Raw genomic sequence first — 15,758 nt, 5'->3', positions numbered from 1 at the left:
TCTGCGAAGGGAAATCAGCGGGAGGACAGCTGCAGGGCGCGGCTGGACTGGATCAGTTGCGGGCGTTCCATGGCCGTCGGGCGCGACTGCTGCAGCGCGCGCTCGTAAAGGCGCAGTGCGCCGGCATGGTCCTGGCGGACGTAGTCGAGGTAGCCACCGGCGAACAATCCGGCCTCGGTGCGCAGGTCACGCTTGACCGCGTCGGGGGCCTGCAGGCCATCGATCTGGGCGAACACCGCGGAGCTGTCGGACTTGCCCTGGAACAGCGCGAGCATGGCGCGCTGGTGCTCGTCGACCGGTTTGATGGCACGGGCGAGTTTCTCCACACGCGCCTTGGTGACGGCCGGCTTGACTCCGGCATCGCTGGCCTGGCGGGCGGTTACCCAGAGGTTCCAGAGGCCGGCGTAAGCCTGGACCTGCGGATTGGGGGAGGTCTTCTGCAGCTCTGCGAAGGCTTTGCCGGCCTGCTCGAAGCGGCCCAGCGCGGCCAGGTTCACTGCCGACGGCAAGGCGATCACCGCCGCCTGGTCGCTGCCCTTGAGGGCGTCGTAGAACTGCCGGGCGCGCATGTGGCGGCCGCCGGCATCCTCGATGAAGGCCTGCTCGGCCAGGGCGCGGCTACCGCCCTGCCCTTGCGCGCCGGCTTCGCGCAGCAGCGCCTGGGCCGAAGCGAGGTCGCCTTCGAGCAGTTGCTGGTGGGCCAGCAGCACCAGGGGTTGTGCGACGGTTTGCGCGGGCGCCTGCGGCACCGGTTGCGCCGGGCCGGCCAGGGCCGACCCCGTGGCGACCAGCAATGCCAGGGCGATGGTGGAAAGCTTGCCGGAGCGACTGCGATCGGCGATTTTCGAGAGAGGGTTCATGGCGGCAACTCCTGTAAATATTCGAGTTGCCGTCATGCTAGGAATGGCGCGTGCGGAGCGAACTAGGAGTCCTCCCCGCCCCGGCATCAGAGTTGTTCCGCAATCAGGAGGGTGCTGCCAGGACCAGCTCCAGCTCCAGGTCGATGGCCAGACGCTCCGCGTTCCGCTCGGCCCCCATCCGGGCATTCATCCGTTGCGCCAGGCGCTGGACGTACTGCTGCAGGATGACGCTGCCGGTTCCTCCCAGGCCGCTGAGCTCCAGACGCACCAGCAACTGCCCCTGACGCACCGCTCGAGCTGCGAGCGTGACCTGTTCCGGCTCGCCAAGCAGCTCCAGTGCGCCACAGAGCCAATGGGCGAAAAGCTCGGCATCCAGCCAGCCATGCAGCGGCTCGCTGCAATGGTCGGCAAAACGGCAATCGGGATACGCCGCCAGGCAACGCTCGATGACCGGGCTCAGGTCACACGGCAACAGTGCCGGTGCGGGGTGGTCTTCGCGCGGATTACTGGTGCTCCTGAGCCGGCGCAGTGATTCGAAGACACCGGTCAGGCCTGGCGTCGCCGGATGCAATTCGAGCCCTGCCAGGTGCATCGTCAGTTCGTCCAGGGCCGCCGTGCCGATTTCGCGGATGCGATGCAACCGGGCTTCGGCGGCCAGCGCGCGGTCGCGCCACTCGAGCAGTTCGCCTTCGCTGTCGGTGATGTCCTGCAAGCCGCCGAGCACTCCGGTCGGCTGCCCACCGGAGTCTCGACAAGGCACCATCCAGGCGTGTACCACATGGTGGCTGCCGGCAAGATCGACGCGGAATGTCGCAGTGACCGGCACACCTTTCTCGACCAGTGCCTGGAACTTCTCGGGCAAGACTTCGCGGTACTGTTGCGGCAGCCAGGGACTGTCGGCCAGGCGGGAACCGAGCGCTTCGTCCACGCTGATCCGGTGGTAGTCGAGAAAGCGCTGATTGCAGAACAGCAGGCGACTGTCGACACCCCGCACGAACATCGGGTTGGGCGCGGCATCGACCAGCTCGCGCAGCATGCCGATCTCGGCGGGCAGCGCTTCGGCCACCGCCGCACCCGATGGATACTCCGCTACCAGGCCTGCACGACGGGCGATATCGGCCAGCTCGACGTTGGAGCCAACGCGCAGCTTCTCCAGCAGGTGCGCCTTGTAGGTGCTGACCGTCTTGAAGCTGATGCGCAGCTGCTCGGCGATACGCACGTTCGACTGCCCCTCGGCGATCAGTTGCAGCACCGATAATTCACGCGGAGTCAGGCCGCCCAGCACATCTTCGGGGCCCGACTGCATGTGCTCGCGGGCGAAGTGACCGCGGCCGGCGAGAACATCGGCGATGGCCTTGCGCAGCAGGGCGGTGTCTTCATGCTTGCTGACGAAGCCACTGGCGCCGGCCTGGAAGCACAGCGGGGCGAAATGCGCCGGGTTCTGCCGGCTGTAGACCAGCACCTTCTGCCGGGCATCGCGAGCGCGCAGGCGCCGCAGCAGGTCGAGCCCGCCTGCCCCCGGCAGGTTCAGTTCGAGGACTACCAGGTCCGGGTGGGCTTCACGCGCCAGGCTCAGGGCATTGGGCACATCGATCGCCTCTGCCGCCACCTCGTGGCCCATTTCTTCCAGCAACGTGCGCAAGGCATCGCGCACTATCGGTGTCGCATCCGCGAGCAAAACCCTGGCCATAGCTACCCTGCTCCGAGCCGGTTTCCGTCCGCAACAGCATAGGCACCACCGACCCTCCACGCAGCGCCTTTATCGAGAAGATCAACCCCCCGCCATGTCCAGCGCCGCCGCCTGCTCGTCGACCAACTGGCGGAACAGCTCCAGCGAGCGTGAGCGCGAGTCGCTGCGCCAGATCAGCCAGGTGTTCAGCCGGGCGAAGTCGCCACTCATGGGCCAGGCGCTGACCGAGGCGCTGCCGGGCATGTTGCTCAGCATGCTGCGCGGCATCACCGCCAGGCCGCCGCCCGCGCTCACGCAGGCGAGCATGCTGTGATAGGACTCCAGCTCGCGGATGGCGCCGGGGGCCGCGCCGTCAGCGGCGAACCAGCGTTCGAAGTGATGTCGGTAAGAGCAGTTGTCGCGGAACACGTAGATCATCTCGCCGTCGGCATCCTGGCCGCGCTGGATAGGCGCGTGGTGCGAAGGCGCGACCACCAGCATGTCCTCGTCGAACACCGGCACGCCGTCCAGCGCCGGGTGCTTGATCGGCCCGTCGACGAAGGCGGCGATCAGCTCGCCGGCGATCACCCCGTCGATCATGTCGCCCGACGGGCCGGTGGACAGGTCCAGCTCCACCTTCGGGTACTGCTGGTGGTAGCGCGCCAGCAGGCGCGGGATGCGCACCGCCGCCGTGCTCTCCAGCGAGCCGATGGGGAAGCGCCCCGTGGGCTCCTTGCCCGACACCACCACCCGCGCCTCTTCCACCAGGCCGAGGATGCGCGTGGCGTAGACGAGGAAGTCGTGCCCGGCCAGGGACAGGCGCAGGCGGTTGTTCTCGCGGATGAACAGGTCGGCGCCCAGGTCCGCTTCCAGCTGCTTGATCCGCGTGGTCAGGTTGGACGGCACGCGGTGCATGGCCTGGGCGGCGGCGGCGATGCTCTTGTGGGCCGCCACGGCGCAGAAGATTTCCAGCTGGACGAGGTCCATTTCATTCTCCAAACGAGAGCGTAATCGTCATTATTATTCAGTTTTCATAAGCATGATTCAACGCGACACTGGCTCCACTTCCTGCAACCCACCCTCCAGGAGCGAGCCATGAGCATCTCCCCGCAAACCCACGCGATCTCCCGCAATCCCGCCACCGGCGAGGTGATCGACAGCTACGCCTTCGAGTCCGCGCAGGCGCTTGAGCAGTCCCTGGCCCGCGCAGCACAGGGCTACGCGACCTGGAAGCGCACCCCGCTGGAGCAGCGCGCCGCCGCCCTGGTACGCCTAGGCCAGGCGCTGCGCGCCAACTCCGATGCCCTTGCCGCCACTATCACCGCCGAGATGGGCAAGCCCATCACCCAGGCCCGTGGCGAAGTGGAAAAGTGCGCCGGCCTTTGCGACTGGTACGCCGCCAACGGCCCGCAGATGCTCGCCCCGGAGCCCACCAGCGTGGAGCACGAGCGCGCCTGGATCGAGTACCGTCCGCTGGGCGCGATCCTCGCGGTGATGCCGTGGAACTTCCCGATCTGGCAGGTGCTGCGCGGCGCTGTGCCGGCGCTGCTGGCAGGCAACACCTATGTGCTCAAGCACGCACCGAACGTCATGGGCAGCGCCTACGGAATGCTGCAGGCGTTCCAGCAGGCGGACTTCCCGGCCGGCGTGTTCGAGGTGATCAACGTCGGTAACGACCTGGTTTCCCAGGCCATCCGCGACGACCGCATCGCCGCCGTCACCGTCACCGGCAGCGTACGCGCCGGCTCGGCCATTGGCTCCCAGGCCGGCGCCGCGCTGAAGAAGTGCGTGCTGGAACTGGGCGGCTCGGACGCTTTCATCGTGCTCGCCGATGCCGACCTCGACGTGGCCGTGAAGGCCGCCGTCGCGGGACGCTTCCAGAATTCCGGACAGGTCTGCGCCGCCGCCAAGCGCTTCATCATCGAGGACAGCATCGCCGACGCCTTCACCGAACGCTTCCTCGCCGCGACCCGCGAACTGCTGATGGGCGACCCGACCCAGGCGCAGACCTACGTCGGCCCCATGGCCCGCTATGACCTGCGCGACGAGCTGGATGACCAGGTACAGCGCACCCTGGCCGAAGGCGCCACCCTGCTGCTGGGCGGCGGCAAGGCCGAAGGTGCGGGCAACTTCTACCAGCCCACCGTGCTGGCGGACGTGACGCCGGACATGACCTCGTTCCGCGAGGAACTGTTCGGCCCGGTGGCCTCGATCATCCGCGCCAGGGACGCCCGCCACGCGCTGGAACTGGCCAATGACAGCGACTTCGGCCTGACCGCCACGGTGTTCACCGCCGACCTCGCCCGCGCCCGGCAGATGAGCGCCGAGCTGGACGTCGGTGGCGTGTTCATCAACGGCTACAGCGCCAGCGATGCCCGCGTCGGTTTCGGCGGCGTGAAGAAGAGCGGCTTCGGTCGCGAGCTGTCGCACTTCGGCGTGCGCGAGTTCTGCAACGCGCAGACCGTGTGGGTCGATCGCCGCTAAGCGCTGAAAACGCAAAGGCCCACCTCGCAGGTGGGCCTTTGTGCATCTGTCACCAGCGTCAGATAGTGCGCGAGAAGCGCTCCTGCTGCTCGCCACCCAGGTAGGCGTCAAAGGCCATGGCCACGCTGCGCATCATCAGCTGGCCCTGGGGCAGCAGCACCAGCGCGTCGTCGTGCAGCTCGATCAGGCCGTCGCCGACCTGCTCGCGCAACTGCCGCAGCGAGCCCTCGAAGTAATCGCCGAAGCGAATGCCGTGGCGCTCCTCCAGCGGGGCGTAGTCCACGCGGCCATGGCACATCAGTGCGCTGATCACTTCGCGGCGCAGGCAGTCGTCGTCGGTCAGGCGATAGCCCTTGTGCACCGGCAGCAAGCCCTCATTGATCCGCGCGTAATACTGCGACAGCTCCTTCACGTTCTGCCCGTAGGTGTCGCCGACCTTGCTGATGGACGACACGCCCAGGGCGATCAGGTCGCAGTCGGCGTGGGTCGAGTAGCCCTGGAAGTTGCGCTGCAGGGTGCCGTTGCTGCGGGCCACGGTGAGCTCGTCGTCGGGCAGGGAAAAGTGGTCCATGCCGATGTAGACGTAGCCCGCTTCGGTCAGCCGCTGGATGGTCAGTTCCAGCAGTTCCAGCTTGCGCTCGGGCGGTGGCATGTCCTCGCGGCGGATCAGCCGCTGCGCGCGTACCCGCTCGGGCAGGTGGGCGTAACTGTAGGCGGCAATGCGGTCGGGGCGCAGGGCGATGATCTTGCTGAGGGTAGTGTCGAAGCTCGCAACGGTCTGCAGCGGCAGGCCATAGATCAGGTCCACGGAGACCGACTTGAACTTCGCCTCGCGCGCCGCCGCGACCAGGTCGAAGACCTGCTGCTCGCTCTGCACGCGGTTGACTGCTTCCTGCACCTTCTCGTCGAAATCCTGCACGCCGAAGCTCAGGCGGTTGAAGCCCTGGGCGCGCAGCTCGGCGATGCGCTCGCGGCTGATGGTGCGCGGGTCGACTTCAATGGAGAACTCGTGGGCGTCGCTTTCGTCGAGGTTGAAATGCTCGCGCAGGCTGTCCATCACCTCGCCAAGCTGCTCGCTGGTCAGATAGGTCGGCGTGCCGCCCCCCAGGTGCAGCTGGGTGAGCTTGCGGGTGCCGTCGAACAGCTCGGCCTGCATGGCGATCTCGCGCTTGAGGTAGTCCAGGTATTCCACGGCGCGGTGGGTCTTCTGGGTGATGATCTTGTTGCAGGCGCAGTAGTAGCAGAGGCTCTTGCAGAACGGGATATGGATGTACACCGAGAGCGGCTTGGCCGCGCTCCCGTCGGTGGGGTGGTTGCTGCGCCGGGCAGCCGCGCGGTAGTCGTCGGCGGCGAACGCGCCATGGAACTGCGGCGCGGTGGGATAGGAGGTGTAGCGCGGGCCGGGACGGTCGTACTTCTCCACCAGCGCGCGGTTGAAACTCATCGATTCGGGCATGACACGGGCTCCTGAGGCGCTGGCAGTCTGTCGCTGCGAGTCGCCGCCGCACGATACTCCGCTCAAGCTACGCGCCTCCTGCGCAGGATCAAGAAGTTCTGTCGTGCAGGACGAATCTCCACGCTCCTACAGTAGTTGCTGATCGATGGCAGCACGTCTGTTCACGCAATGGCAATCCAATGGCCATCGCTATTTATATTTCTATACAGCGAAACACCAAGTTGCGCACGTTCGCAGCAATATCCCGCCTCGTTTTGGAATTCCCGTTGATCTGCGTCTAGGCTGGACCTCTGCAGCACCTGAGCGGTGCCAAGATAACCAGAGATTCCACAAGACACCGTGATTCGGCTAATGGCAATGCCCGCGAGCGCAGGTACCCACTGACCTGCCCCGGCATCGTTACGGCTGGATGGAACGAACCGTTGCTGACGGTACCTTCAAGGGACTGCGTGCAGAATGGCTACTTCAATTCCAGCCGGCGACCGCTATCGCGCTCTCGGCTTGTCGACCCTGGCCTTTACCCTGTGCTTCGCCGTATGGACGCTGTTCTCCATCCTCGGCCTGCAGATCAAGAACGAGTTCGGCCTGAGCGATACCCAGCTCGGCCTGCTGATGGCGACGCCGGTGCTGACCGGCTCGATCTCGCGCATCTTCCTCGGCCTGTGGACCGACCGCTACGGCGGCCGCTGGGTGTTCGGCCTGCTGATGCTGGTGTCGGCCGTCTGCGTCTACCTGCTGACCTTCGCCAACAGTTTCCCGATGTTGCTGGTGGCCGCCCTTGGCGTGGGCCTCGCCGGCGGCGGCTTCATCGTCGGCACTGCCTACACCGCCACCTGGTTCGAAGCCGGGCAACAGGGCACCGCGCTGGGGATCTTCGGCGCCGGTAACGTCGGCGCCGGCCTGACCAACCTCGCCGCCCCGCTGCTGATGCTCGCCCTCGGCTGGCGCGGCGCCGCGCTGGTCTATGCGATCGTGCTCGGCGTCATGGGTATCCTGTTCATCCTGCTGGCCAAGACCGACCCGCAGGCCGCCACCCGCCAGGCCAAGGCCATCCCGCTGTCCGAGCAACTGGCGCCGCTGGCCGAGCTGCGCGTGTGGCGCTTCTCGCTCTATTACTTCTTTGTCTTCGGCGCCTTCGTCGCGCTGGCCCTGTGGCTGCCGCACTACCTGATGGAGGTGTACGGCCTGGGGCTGGCCGCCGCCGGTTTCGTCGCCGCGCTGTACACGGTGCCGGCCTCGCTGTTCCGCATCCTCGGCGGCTGGCTGTCGGACCGCTACGGCGCGCGCCGGGTGATGTACTGGACCCTGAGCCTGTCGGTGATCTGCACCTTCCTGCTCAGCTATCCACCGACCCGCTATGTCGTCACCGGCGTGCGCGGCGAGGTGGAATTCGCCATGCACCTGGGGCTGATCGGCTTCGCCGCAATCATCATCGTGCTGGGCTTCTTCATGTCCCTGGGCAAGGCGGCGGTGTTCAAGCACATTCCCACCTATTACCCGCAGCACGTCGGTGTGGTCGGCGGGCTGGTGGGGATGATGGGCGGCCTGGGCGGCTTCCTGCTGCCGCTGACCTTCGGCATGCTCAACGACGTGGTCGGCATCTGGCAGAGCTGCTTCATGCTGCTGTTCCTGATCGCCGCCGGCGCCCTGGCCTGGATGCACTATGCGATCCGCATGGCCGAGCGGGTGGAATGGGCCGAGCGCAGTTCCTCCCGCGACCTGCCGGAGCTCTCCACCCCCAGCAGCTTCGTCCTGCGCGAATGGCACCCCGAGGACCCGGCATTCTGGGAGCAGACCGGCAAGCGCATCGCCACGCGCAACCTGTGGATCTCCATCCCCAACCTGCTGCTGGCCTTCGCCATCTGGATGGTCTGGTCGGTGGTGGTAGCCAAGCTGCCGCTGGCGGGCTTCGAGTACAGCGCCAACCAGCTGTTCTGGCTGGCCGCCCTGCCCGGCCTGTCCGGCGCCACCCTGCGCATCTTCTACAGCTTCATGGTGCCGATCTTCGGCGGCCGGCGCTGGACGGCGCTGTCCACCGCGTCGCTGCTGCTGCCGGCACTTTGGATCGGCTTCGCCGTGCAGAACCCGAACACGCCGTACCTGGTGATGCTGATCCTCGCTCTGCTCTGCGGCCTGGGCGGCGGCAACTTCTCTTCCAGCATGGCGAACATCTCGTTCTTCTTCCCCAAACAGGCCAAGGGCGCGGCCATGGGCCTGAACGCCGGACTGGGCAACCTGGGCGTGAGCGTCATGCAGTTCGCCGTGCCGCTGTGCATCACCATGGCGGTGTTCGGCAGCCTGGGCGGCGAGCCGCAGATGACCGCCGCCGGCACGCCGCTGTGGCTGCAGAACGCCGGCTTCATCTGGGTGCCGTTCATCATCCTGGCGACCATCGCCGCCTGGTTCGGCATGAACGACATCGCCAGCGCCAAGTCGTCCTTCGCCGACCAGATGGCGATCTTCAAGCGCAAGCACACCTGGCTGATGAGCGTGCTCTATACCGGCACCTTCGGCAGCTTCATCGGCTTCTCCGCTGGCTTCCCGCTGCTGGCCGGGCACCTGTTCCCCGGCGTCGACGTACTCAAGTTCGCCTTCCTCGGGCCGCTGATCGGCGCCCTCGCCCGCGCCTTCACCGGCGGCCTGGCGGACCGTTTCGGCGGCGGGCGGATCAGCCTCTGGGTATTCGTCGCCATGGCCGTGTGCGTCGGCGGCGTGCTGTTCTTCATCGAAGGCAAGGATCAGCCGGGCGCCTTCTGGGGTTTCCTGGCGATGTTCCTGCTGTTGTTCTTCTTCTCCGGCGTGGGCAATGCCAGCACCACGCAGATGATCCCGGCGATCTTCCGGATCATGACACCCCGCCTGTTCCCCAGCCTGCCCGCCGAGCAACAGGGCCTGCAGAGCGAGAAGGAGTCCGCCGCGGCGGTGGGCTTCATCTCGGCGGTAGCGGCCTACGGCGGCTTCTTCATCCCGAAATCGTTCGGCAGTTCGTTCGACCTCACCGGAGGCCCGGAATGGGCGCTCTACGGGTTCATCGTGTTCTACGTGCTGTGTATCGCGCTGACCTGGTTCTACTACACCCGTGGCAATGCCGAAGTTCGTTGCTGACGAGCTGCGTTGCTGAAGAGTCGCGTTGCTAGAGAGGCGCGTTGCTAACCGCGTGCCCTGCCAAGGAGGAGAAACATGAGCTTCTTCATCGACCGCCTGCGCTACCTGGTCAAGCGTCCCCCGGAGTTCGCCGGCGGCCACGGCGAAACCCGCGATGAGAGCCGCGACTGGGAAGACGGCTATCGCCAGCGCTGGCAGTTCGACAAGATCGCCCGCTCGACCCACGGGGTGAACTGCACCGGCTCCTGCAGCTGGAAGATCTACGTGAAGAACGGCCTGGTCACCTGGGAAACCCAGCAGACCGACTACCCGCGCACCCGCCCCGACCTGCCCAACCACGAGCCCCGTGGCTGCCCGCGCGGCGCCAGCTATTCCTGGTACCTGTACAGCGCCAACCGGCTGAAATACCCCATGGTGCGCAAGGCGCTGGTGCAGCTATGGCGCGAGGCGCTGGCGACCCACAAGGACCCGGTACTGGCCTGGGCGAGCATCGTCGAGGACCCGCAGAAGTCCAAACAGTACAAATCCATCCGTGGCCGTGGCGGGTTCGTCCGCGCCGACTGGGACGAGATGCAGACCCTGGTCGCCGCCGCCAACGTCTACACCGTGAAGACCTACGGCCCGGACCGCGTCGCCGGCTTCTCGCCGATCCCGGCGATGTCGATGGTCTCCTACGCCTCGGGCACCCGTTACCTGTCGCTGATCGGCGGGGTCTGCCTGAGCTTCTACGACTGGTACTGCGACCTGCCGCCCGCCTCGCCACAGGTGTGGGGCGAGCAGACCGACGTGCCCGAGTCCGCCGACTGGTACAACTCCGGCTACATCATCGCCTGGGGTTCCAACGTCCCGCAGACCCGCACCCCCGACGCGCACTTCTTCACCGAGGTGCGTTACAAGGGCACCAAGACCATCGCCATCACCCCCGACTACGCGGAAATATCCAAGCTCTGCGACGAATGGATGAGCGCCAAGCAGGGCACCGACTCCGCGCTGGCCATCGCCATGGGCCATGTGATCTTCAAGGAATTCCACCTGGAGAAACCCAGCGCCTACTTCACCGACTACATCCGCCGCTACACCGACATGCCGATCCTGGTCGAGCTGGAACAGCGCGACGACGGCAGCCTGGTGCCGGGCAAGCAGCTGCGCGCCAGCGACTTCGACGGCAACCTGGAGCAGGCCAACAACCCCGAATGGAAGACCGTGGCCTGGGACGAAAGCGGCGACCGCCTGGTGGTACCGCGCGGCGCCATCGGCTTCCGCTGGGGCGAGAGCGGCCACTGGAACCTGGAGCAGGTCGACGCCGACGGCAAGGAGATCAGCCTGCGCCTGTCGCAACTCGGCCACCATGACGAAGTGGCGCGGGTGGCCTTCCCCTACTTCGGTGGCATCGAGCGCCAGCACTTCCCCAACGTGAAAGTGCGCGACGTCATCTACCACCATGTGCCGGCCAAGCGCCTGAAACTGGCCGATGGCCGCGAGGTGCTGGCGGTCACCGTGTTCGACCTGACCGCCGCCAACTACGGCATCGACCGTGGCCTGCAAGCCACCGTCGGCGGTGCGGGCGAGGACGACGGCGCCAGCGACTACGGGCAGATGAAGCCCTATACCCCGGCCTGGCAGGAGGCGATCACCGGGGTGCCGGCGGCGCAGATGATCCGCATCGCCCGCGAGTTCGCCCTCAATGCCGACAAGACCCATGGCCGTTCCATGATCATCGTCGGTGCCGGGATGAACCACTGGTACCACATGGACATGAACTACCGCGGGCTGATCAACATGCTCATCCTCTGCGGTTGTATCGGCAAGAGCGGCGGCGGCTGGTCGCACTATGTCGGCCAGGAAAAGCTGCGCCCGCAGACCGGCTGGACGCCGCTGGCCTTCGCCCTCGACTGGCACCGTCCGCCGCGCCACATGAACGGCACCTCGTTCTTCTACAACCACTCCAGCCAGTGGCGCTACGAGAAGCTGGAAGTGAAGGAGCTGCTCTCCCCGCTCGCCCGCCCGCAGGACTTCAGCGGCAGCCTGGTGGACTTCAACGTGCGCGCCGAGCGCATGGGCTGGCTGCCCTCCGCACCGCAACTGGGGATCAACCCGCTGCGCCTGGCCGCCGCCGCCCAGGCCGCCGGCAAGAGCACCGTGGACTACACCGTCGAGCAACTGAAAAGCGGCCAGCTGCGTTTTGCCAGCGAAGACCCGGACAACCCGCAGAACCACCCGCGCAACCTGTTCGTCTGGCGCTCCAACCTGCTCGGTTCTTCCGGCAAGGGCCACGAGTACATGCTCAAGTACCTGCTGGGCACCAAGCATGGCGTGCTCGGCAAGGACCTGGGCGAAGCGGGCAAGCAGCGCTCCGAGGAGGTGGTCTGGAAGGACGACCCCATCGAAGGCAAGCTCGACCTGCTGACCACCCTGGACTTCCGCATGTCCACCACCTGCCTCTACTCGGATGTGGTGCTGCCCACCGCCACCTGGTACGAGAAGGACGACCTCAACACCTCGGACATGCACCCCTTCATCCACCCGCTCACCGCCGCCACCGACCCGGCGTGGGAAGCGCGCAGCGACTGGCAGATCTACGACGGCATCGCCCAGGCCTTCTCGCGCCTGTGCGTCGGCCACCTGGGCGAGGAAACCGACCTGGTCACCCTGCCCCTGCAGCACGACAGCCCCGGCGAGCTGGCCCAGCCCGAAGTGCGTGACTGGAAGAAGGGCGAGTGCGAGGCAATCCCCGGCAAGACCATGCCGTCGCTCATCGAGGTCAAGCGCAACTACCCGGAAACCTACGAGCGCTTCAGCTCCGTCGGCCCGCTGCTGGACACCATCGGCAACGGTGGCAAGGGCATCGCCTGGAAGACCGAGACCGAGGTCGACCTGCTCGGCAAGCTCAACTACCGCAAGCTGGAAGGCTCCGCCGCCGGCCGGCCGAAGATCGCCTCGGCCATCGACGCCGCCGAGATGATCCTCGCGCTGGCGCCGGAAACCAACGGCCAGGTAGCGGTGAAAGCCTGGGCGGCGCTGTCGAAGATCACCGGGCGCGACCACACGCACCTGGCCAAGCCCAAGGAAGAAGAGAAAATCCGCTTCCGCGACCTCGTCGCGCAGCCGCGCAAGATCATCTCCAGCCCTACCTGGTCGGGCCTGGAAGACGAGCACGTGAGCTACAACGCCTGCTACACCAACGTGCATGAGCTGATCCCCTGGCGCACCGTCACCGGCCGCCAGCAGTTCTACCAGGACCACCCGTGGATGCGCGCCTTCGGTGAAAGCCTGATGGTCTATCGCCCGCCCATCGACACCAAGGCCGCCGCCAGCGTTGCCGCGCCGAAAAGCAACGGCAACCCGGAAATCGCCCTGAACTGGCTGACCCCGCACCAGAAGTGGGGCATCCACTCCACCTACAGCGACAACCTGCTGATGCAGACCCTGTCGCGCGGCGGGCCGATCGTCTGGATGTCCGAGGACGACGCACGCTCCATTGGTGTCTCCGATAACGACTGGATCGAGCTGTACAACGCCAACGGCGCCATCGCCGCCCGCGCGGTGGTGAGCCAGCGGGTGCGCCCGGGCATGGCGATGATGTACCACGCCCAGGAACGCATCCTGAACATCCCAGGCTCCGAGATGACCGGCACGCGCGGCGGTATCCACAACTCGGTCACGCGGGTCTGTCCCAAGCCGACCCACATGATCGGCGGCTACGCGCAGCTCTCCTACGGCTTCAACTACTACGGCACCGTGGGTTCCAACCGCGACGAGTTCGTCATCGTGCGCAAGATGCGCCGCATCGACTGGCTCGACGGTGAAGGCAACGACTATCAGCAGGAGGCCGTCAAATGAAGATTCGTTCCCAGGTCGGGATGGTCCTGAACCTCGACAAGTGCATCGGCTGTCACACCTGCTCGGTCACCTGCAAGAACGTCTGGACCAGCCGCGAAGGCATCGAATATGCCTGGTACAACAACGTCGAGACCAAGCCCGGCATCGGCTACCCCAAGGAATGGGAGAACCAGAAGAAATGGAACGGCGGCTGGGTGCGCAACGCCGACGGCTCCATCAACCCGCGCATCGGCGGCAAGTGGCGGGTACTGGCGAACATCTTCGCCAACCCGGACCTGCCGGAGATCGACGACTACTACGAGCCCTTCACCTTCGACTACCAGCACCTGCACAGCGCCAAGCAGGGCGACCACCAGCCGGTGGCGCGGCCGCGCTCGCTGATCTCCGGGCAGCGCATGGACAAGGTGGAATGGGGCCCGAACTGGGAAGAACTGCTGGGCACCGAGTTCGCCAAGCGGCGCAAGGACATCAACTTCGACCAGGTACAGGCGGACATCTACGGGCAGTTCGAAAACACCTTCATGATGTACCTGCCGCGCCTGTGCGAGCACTGCCTGAACCCGGCGTGCGTGGCCTCCTGCCCCAGTGGCGCGATCTACAAGCGCGAGGAAGACGGCATCGTCCTCATCGACCAGGACAAGTGCCGCGGCTGGCGCATGTGCATCAGTGGCTGCCCGTACAAGAAGATCTACTACAACTGGAAAAGCGGTAAGTCGGAGAAGTGCATCTTCTGCTACCCGCGCATCGAGACCGGCCAGCCCACGGTGTGCTCGGAAACCTGCGTGGGACGCATCCGCTACCTCGGCGTGCTGCTCTACGACGCCGACCGCATCGAGGAAGTGGCCGCCTCCAAGGATGACCGCGACCTCTACCACCGCCAGTGCGAAATCTTCCTCGACCCGCACGACCCGGAAGTCATCGCCCAGGCGCGCAAGGACGGCATCCCCGACAACGTGATCGCCGCAGCGCAAGCCTCACCCGTCTACAAGCTGGCCATCGACTGGCAGCTGGCCCTGCCGCTGCACCCGGAATACCGCACCCTGCCGATGGTCTGGTACGTGCCGCCGCTCTCCCCCATCCAGTCCGCCGCCGAGGCCGGGCACGTGGAGTTCGATGGCGTGCTGCCCAAGGTCGAGTCGCTGCGCATCCCGGTACGTTACCTGGCGAACATGCTCACCGCCGGCGAGGAAGCACCGGTGGTGCTGGCCCTCAAGCGCCTCATGGCAATGCGCGTGTACATGCGCGCCAAGCACGTCGACAAGGAGCTGAACACCGAGGTGCTGCAACAGGTCGGCCTGACCCAGAACCAGGTCGAGGAGATGTACCGCTACCTGGCCATCGCCAACTACGAGGATCGTTTCGTCATTCCCACCGGCCACCGCGAGCACATCCCCGAGGCCTATGCCGAACGCAGCGGTTGCGGCTTCACCTTCGGCGACGGCTGCAACGGTGGCGGCAACAACCAGGTCAGCCTGTTCGGCGGACGCAAGAACACCACCACGCTGGTCAAGCCGGTGCAGACCTTCGAGCCGGTGGAGGACAGCCGCCATGGGTAACTACGAAGCCATTCCCAAACCTCACGACGGCCCCATCGTCGGCCTGCTCAGCCTGCGCGTGCTGGCGCGCCTGCTCGACTACCCCACCGCCGAGCTGCAGGCGGCCTGCGCCGAAGCCGTGGAGATTCTCGACGGCGAGGACCGCCTGCCACTGAAGCTGCGCACGGAACTGGCGCAGTGGTGCGCTGAACTGGCCGCCGGCGACCTGCTCGATCTCGAGGAAGCCTACGTCGAGCTGTTCGACCGTGGCCGCGCCACCTCACTGCTGCTGTTCGAGCACGTGCACGGCGAATCCCGTGACCGCGGCCAGGCCATGGTCAACCTGCTGGCCGAGTATGAAGCCGCCGGCTTCCAGCTCGACGCCCGCGAGTTGCCGGACTACCTGCCGCTGTTCCTAGAGTACCTGTCGACCCGCAGCCATGAGGAAATCGGCCAGTGGCTGGGCGACATCCAGCACATCCTCGCCCTGCTCACCGCGCGTCTGGAAGAGCGCGGCACCCGCTACGCGCTGGTACCCCGCGCCCTGCTCGCGCTGATCGGCGCCACCGAGGCCATCGACGAGCAGCGCCCGGTGGCCGCCGGCGAAGCACCGGACAACACGCCCCAGGCGCTGGACGCGGTGTGGGAGGAAGAAGCCGTGCGCTTCCACGCCGAAACCGACAAGGACTGCAGCCTGCAGTCAGCCGAAGGACGACGCCTGGCTGAACGCAAGTACGAAGCGCTGCCCCAGGTCGTGCAGATCATGCCGTCAGAGCGCCCCTGAACCCGGCAAAGAATGAACGGAGGCC

At 66.3% G+C, this 15,758-nt stretch carries 9 protein-coding genes and 1 pseudogene; 6 read left to right on the top strand and 4 right to left on the bottom strand.

The features are described 5' to 3' along the window. Positions 1-14: 14 nt before the first annotated feature. From IB275_RS13435 to ptrR, 3 genes are all read right to left on the bottom strand, one after another. The gene (locus IB275_RS13435; protein WP_192295538.1) at positions 15-860 is read right to left on the bottom strand and encodes a hypothetical protein; all 846 of its coding nucleotides are present in this window, start codon (positions 858-860) and stop codon (positions 15-17) included. A gap of 103 nt (positions 861-963) precedes the next feature. Then, complete coding sequence (locus IB275_RS13430) at positions 964-2,550, bottom strand: response regulator (RefSeq protein ID WP_192295537.1); 1,587 nt, start codon at positions 2,548-2,550, stop codon at positions 964-966. An 81-nt stretch (positions 2,551-2,631) separates the two neighbouring features. Then, positions 2,632-3,516, bottom strand: a complete 885-nt coding sequence (gene ptrR / locus IB275_RS13425; protein WP_192295536.1) for a putrescine utilization regulator PtrR — start codon at positions 3,514-3,516, stop codon at positions 2,632-2,634. A 108-nt stretch (positions 3,517-3,624) separates the two neighbouring features. Between ptrR and IB275_RS13420 the strand changes: the two genes are divergently transcribed. Further along, entirely contained in the window at positions 3,625-5,013 is a 1,389-nt protein-coding gene (locus tag IB275_RS13420; protein ID WP_192295535.1) for an aldehyde dehydrogenase family protein, read from the top strand. A gap of 58 nt (positions 5,014-5,071) precedes the next feature. Here the strand turns inward: IB275_RS13420 and hemN are convergent, their stop codons facing one another. Next, positions 5,072-6,469 carry an oxygen-independent coproporphyrinogen III oxidase gene (gene hemN / locus IB275_RS13415; protein ID WP_192295534.1) on the bottom strand — a complete coding sequence of 466 codons (1,398 nt, stop codon included), beginning with the start codon at positions 6,467-6,469 and terminating at the stop codon, positions 5,072-5,074. A gap of 456 nt (positions 6,470-6,925) precedes the next feature. On the opposite strand from hemN, the pseudogene IB275_RS13410 reads away from it, so the two are divergent. The 5 genes and pseudogenes from IB275_RS13410 to narJ form a co-directional block, all read left to right on the top strand. Beyond that, positions 6,926-7,759 (top strand): annotated as a pseudogene (locus IB275_RS13410) (MFS transporter); the annotation flags it as partial. Positions 7,760-8,143: 384 nt separating this feature from the next. Beyond that, entirely contained in the window at positions 8,144-9,574 is a 1,431-nt protein-coding gene (locus tag IB275_RS13405; RefSeq protein ID WP_412548213.1) for a NarK family nitrate/nitrite MFS transporter, read from the top strand. A gap of 75 nt (positions 9,575-9,649) precedes the next feature. Next, entirely contained in the window at positions 9,650-13,414 is a 3,765-nt protein-coding gene (locus IB275_RS13400; protein ID WP_192295532.1) for a nitrate reductase subunit alpha, read from the top strand. Beyond that, the gene (gene narH / locus IB275_RS13395) at positions 13,411-14,970 is read left to right on the top strand and encodes a nitrate reductase subunit beta (RefSeq protein ID WP_192295531.1); all 1,560 of its coding nucleotides are present in this window, start codon (positions 13,411-13,413) and stop codon (positions 14,968-14,970) included. The genes IB275_RS13400 and narH overlap by 4 nt, the downstream gene beginning before the upstream one ends. Then, entirely contained in the window at positions 14,963-15,733 is a 771-nt protein-coding gene (gene narJ / locus IB275_RS13390; RefSeq protein WP_192295530.1) for a nitrate reductase molybdenum cofactor assembly chaperone, read from the top strand. The genes narH and narJ overlap by 8 nt, the downstream gene beginning before the upstream one ends. The last annotated feature ends 25 nt before the right edge of the window (positions 15,734-15,758 follow it).

It is taken from the genome of Pseudomonas sp. PDM21, assembly GCF_014852505.2.
In the GTDB taxonomy this organism is placed as follows: Bacteria; Pseudomonadota; Gammaproteobacteria; order Pseudomonadales; family Pseudomonadaceae; genus Pseudomonas.
Note: the sequence above shows the minus strand (reverse complement) of the source record. Positions and strands in the feature narration are given on the sequence as shown.

Excerpts from the sequence above, each read along its gene's own strand:
- IB275_RS13405 (WP_412548213.1), top strand. The coding sequence starts at position 8,144 with ATGGCCGAGCGGGTGGAATGGGCCGAGCGCAGTTCCTCCCGCGACCTG.
- IB275_RS13420 (WP_192295535.1), top strand. The coding sequence starts at position 3,625 with ATGAGCATCTCCCCGCAAACCCACGCGATCTCCCGCAATCCCGCCACC.
- ptrR (WP_192295536.1), bottom strand. The coding sequence starts at position 3,516 with ATGGACCTCGTCCAGCTGGAAATCTTCTGCGCCGTGGCGGCCCACAAG.
- IB275_RS13400 (WP_192295532.1), top strand. The coding sequence starts at position 9,650 with ATGAGCTTCTTCATCGACCGCCTGCGCTACCTGGTCAAGCGTCCCCCG.
- IB275_RS13435 (WP_192295538.1), bottom strand. The coding sequence starts at position 860 with ATGAACCCTCTCTCGAAAATCGCCGATCGCAGTCGCTCCGGCAAGCTT.
- IB275_RS13430 (WP_192295537.1), bottom strand. The coding sequence starts at position 2,550 with ATGGCCAGGGTTTTGCTCGCGGATGCGACACCGATAGTGCGCGATGCC.
- narH (WP_192295531.1), top strand. The coding sequence starts at position 13,411 with ATGAAGATTCGTTCCCAGGTCGGGATGGTCCTGAACCTCGACAAGTGC.
- hemN (WP_192295534.1), bottom strand. The coding sequence starts at position 6,469 with ATGCCCGAATCGATGAGTTTCAACCGCGCGCTGGTGGAGAAGTACGAC.
- narJ (WP_192295530.1), top strand. The coding sequence starts at position 14,963 with ATGGGTAACTACGAAGCCATTCCCAAACCTCACGACGGCCCCATCGTC.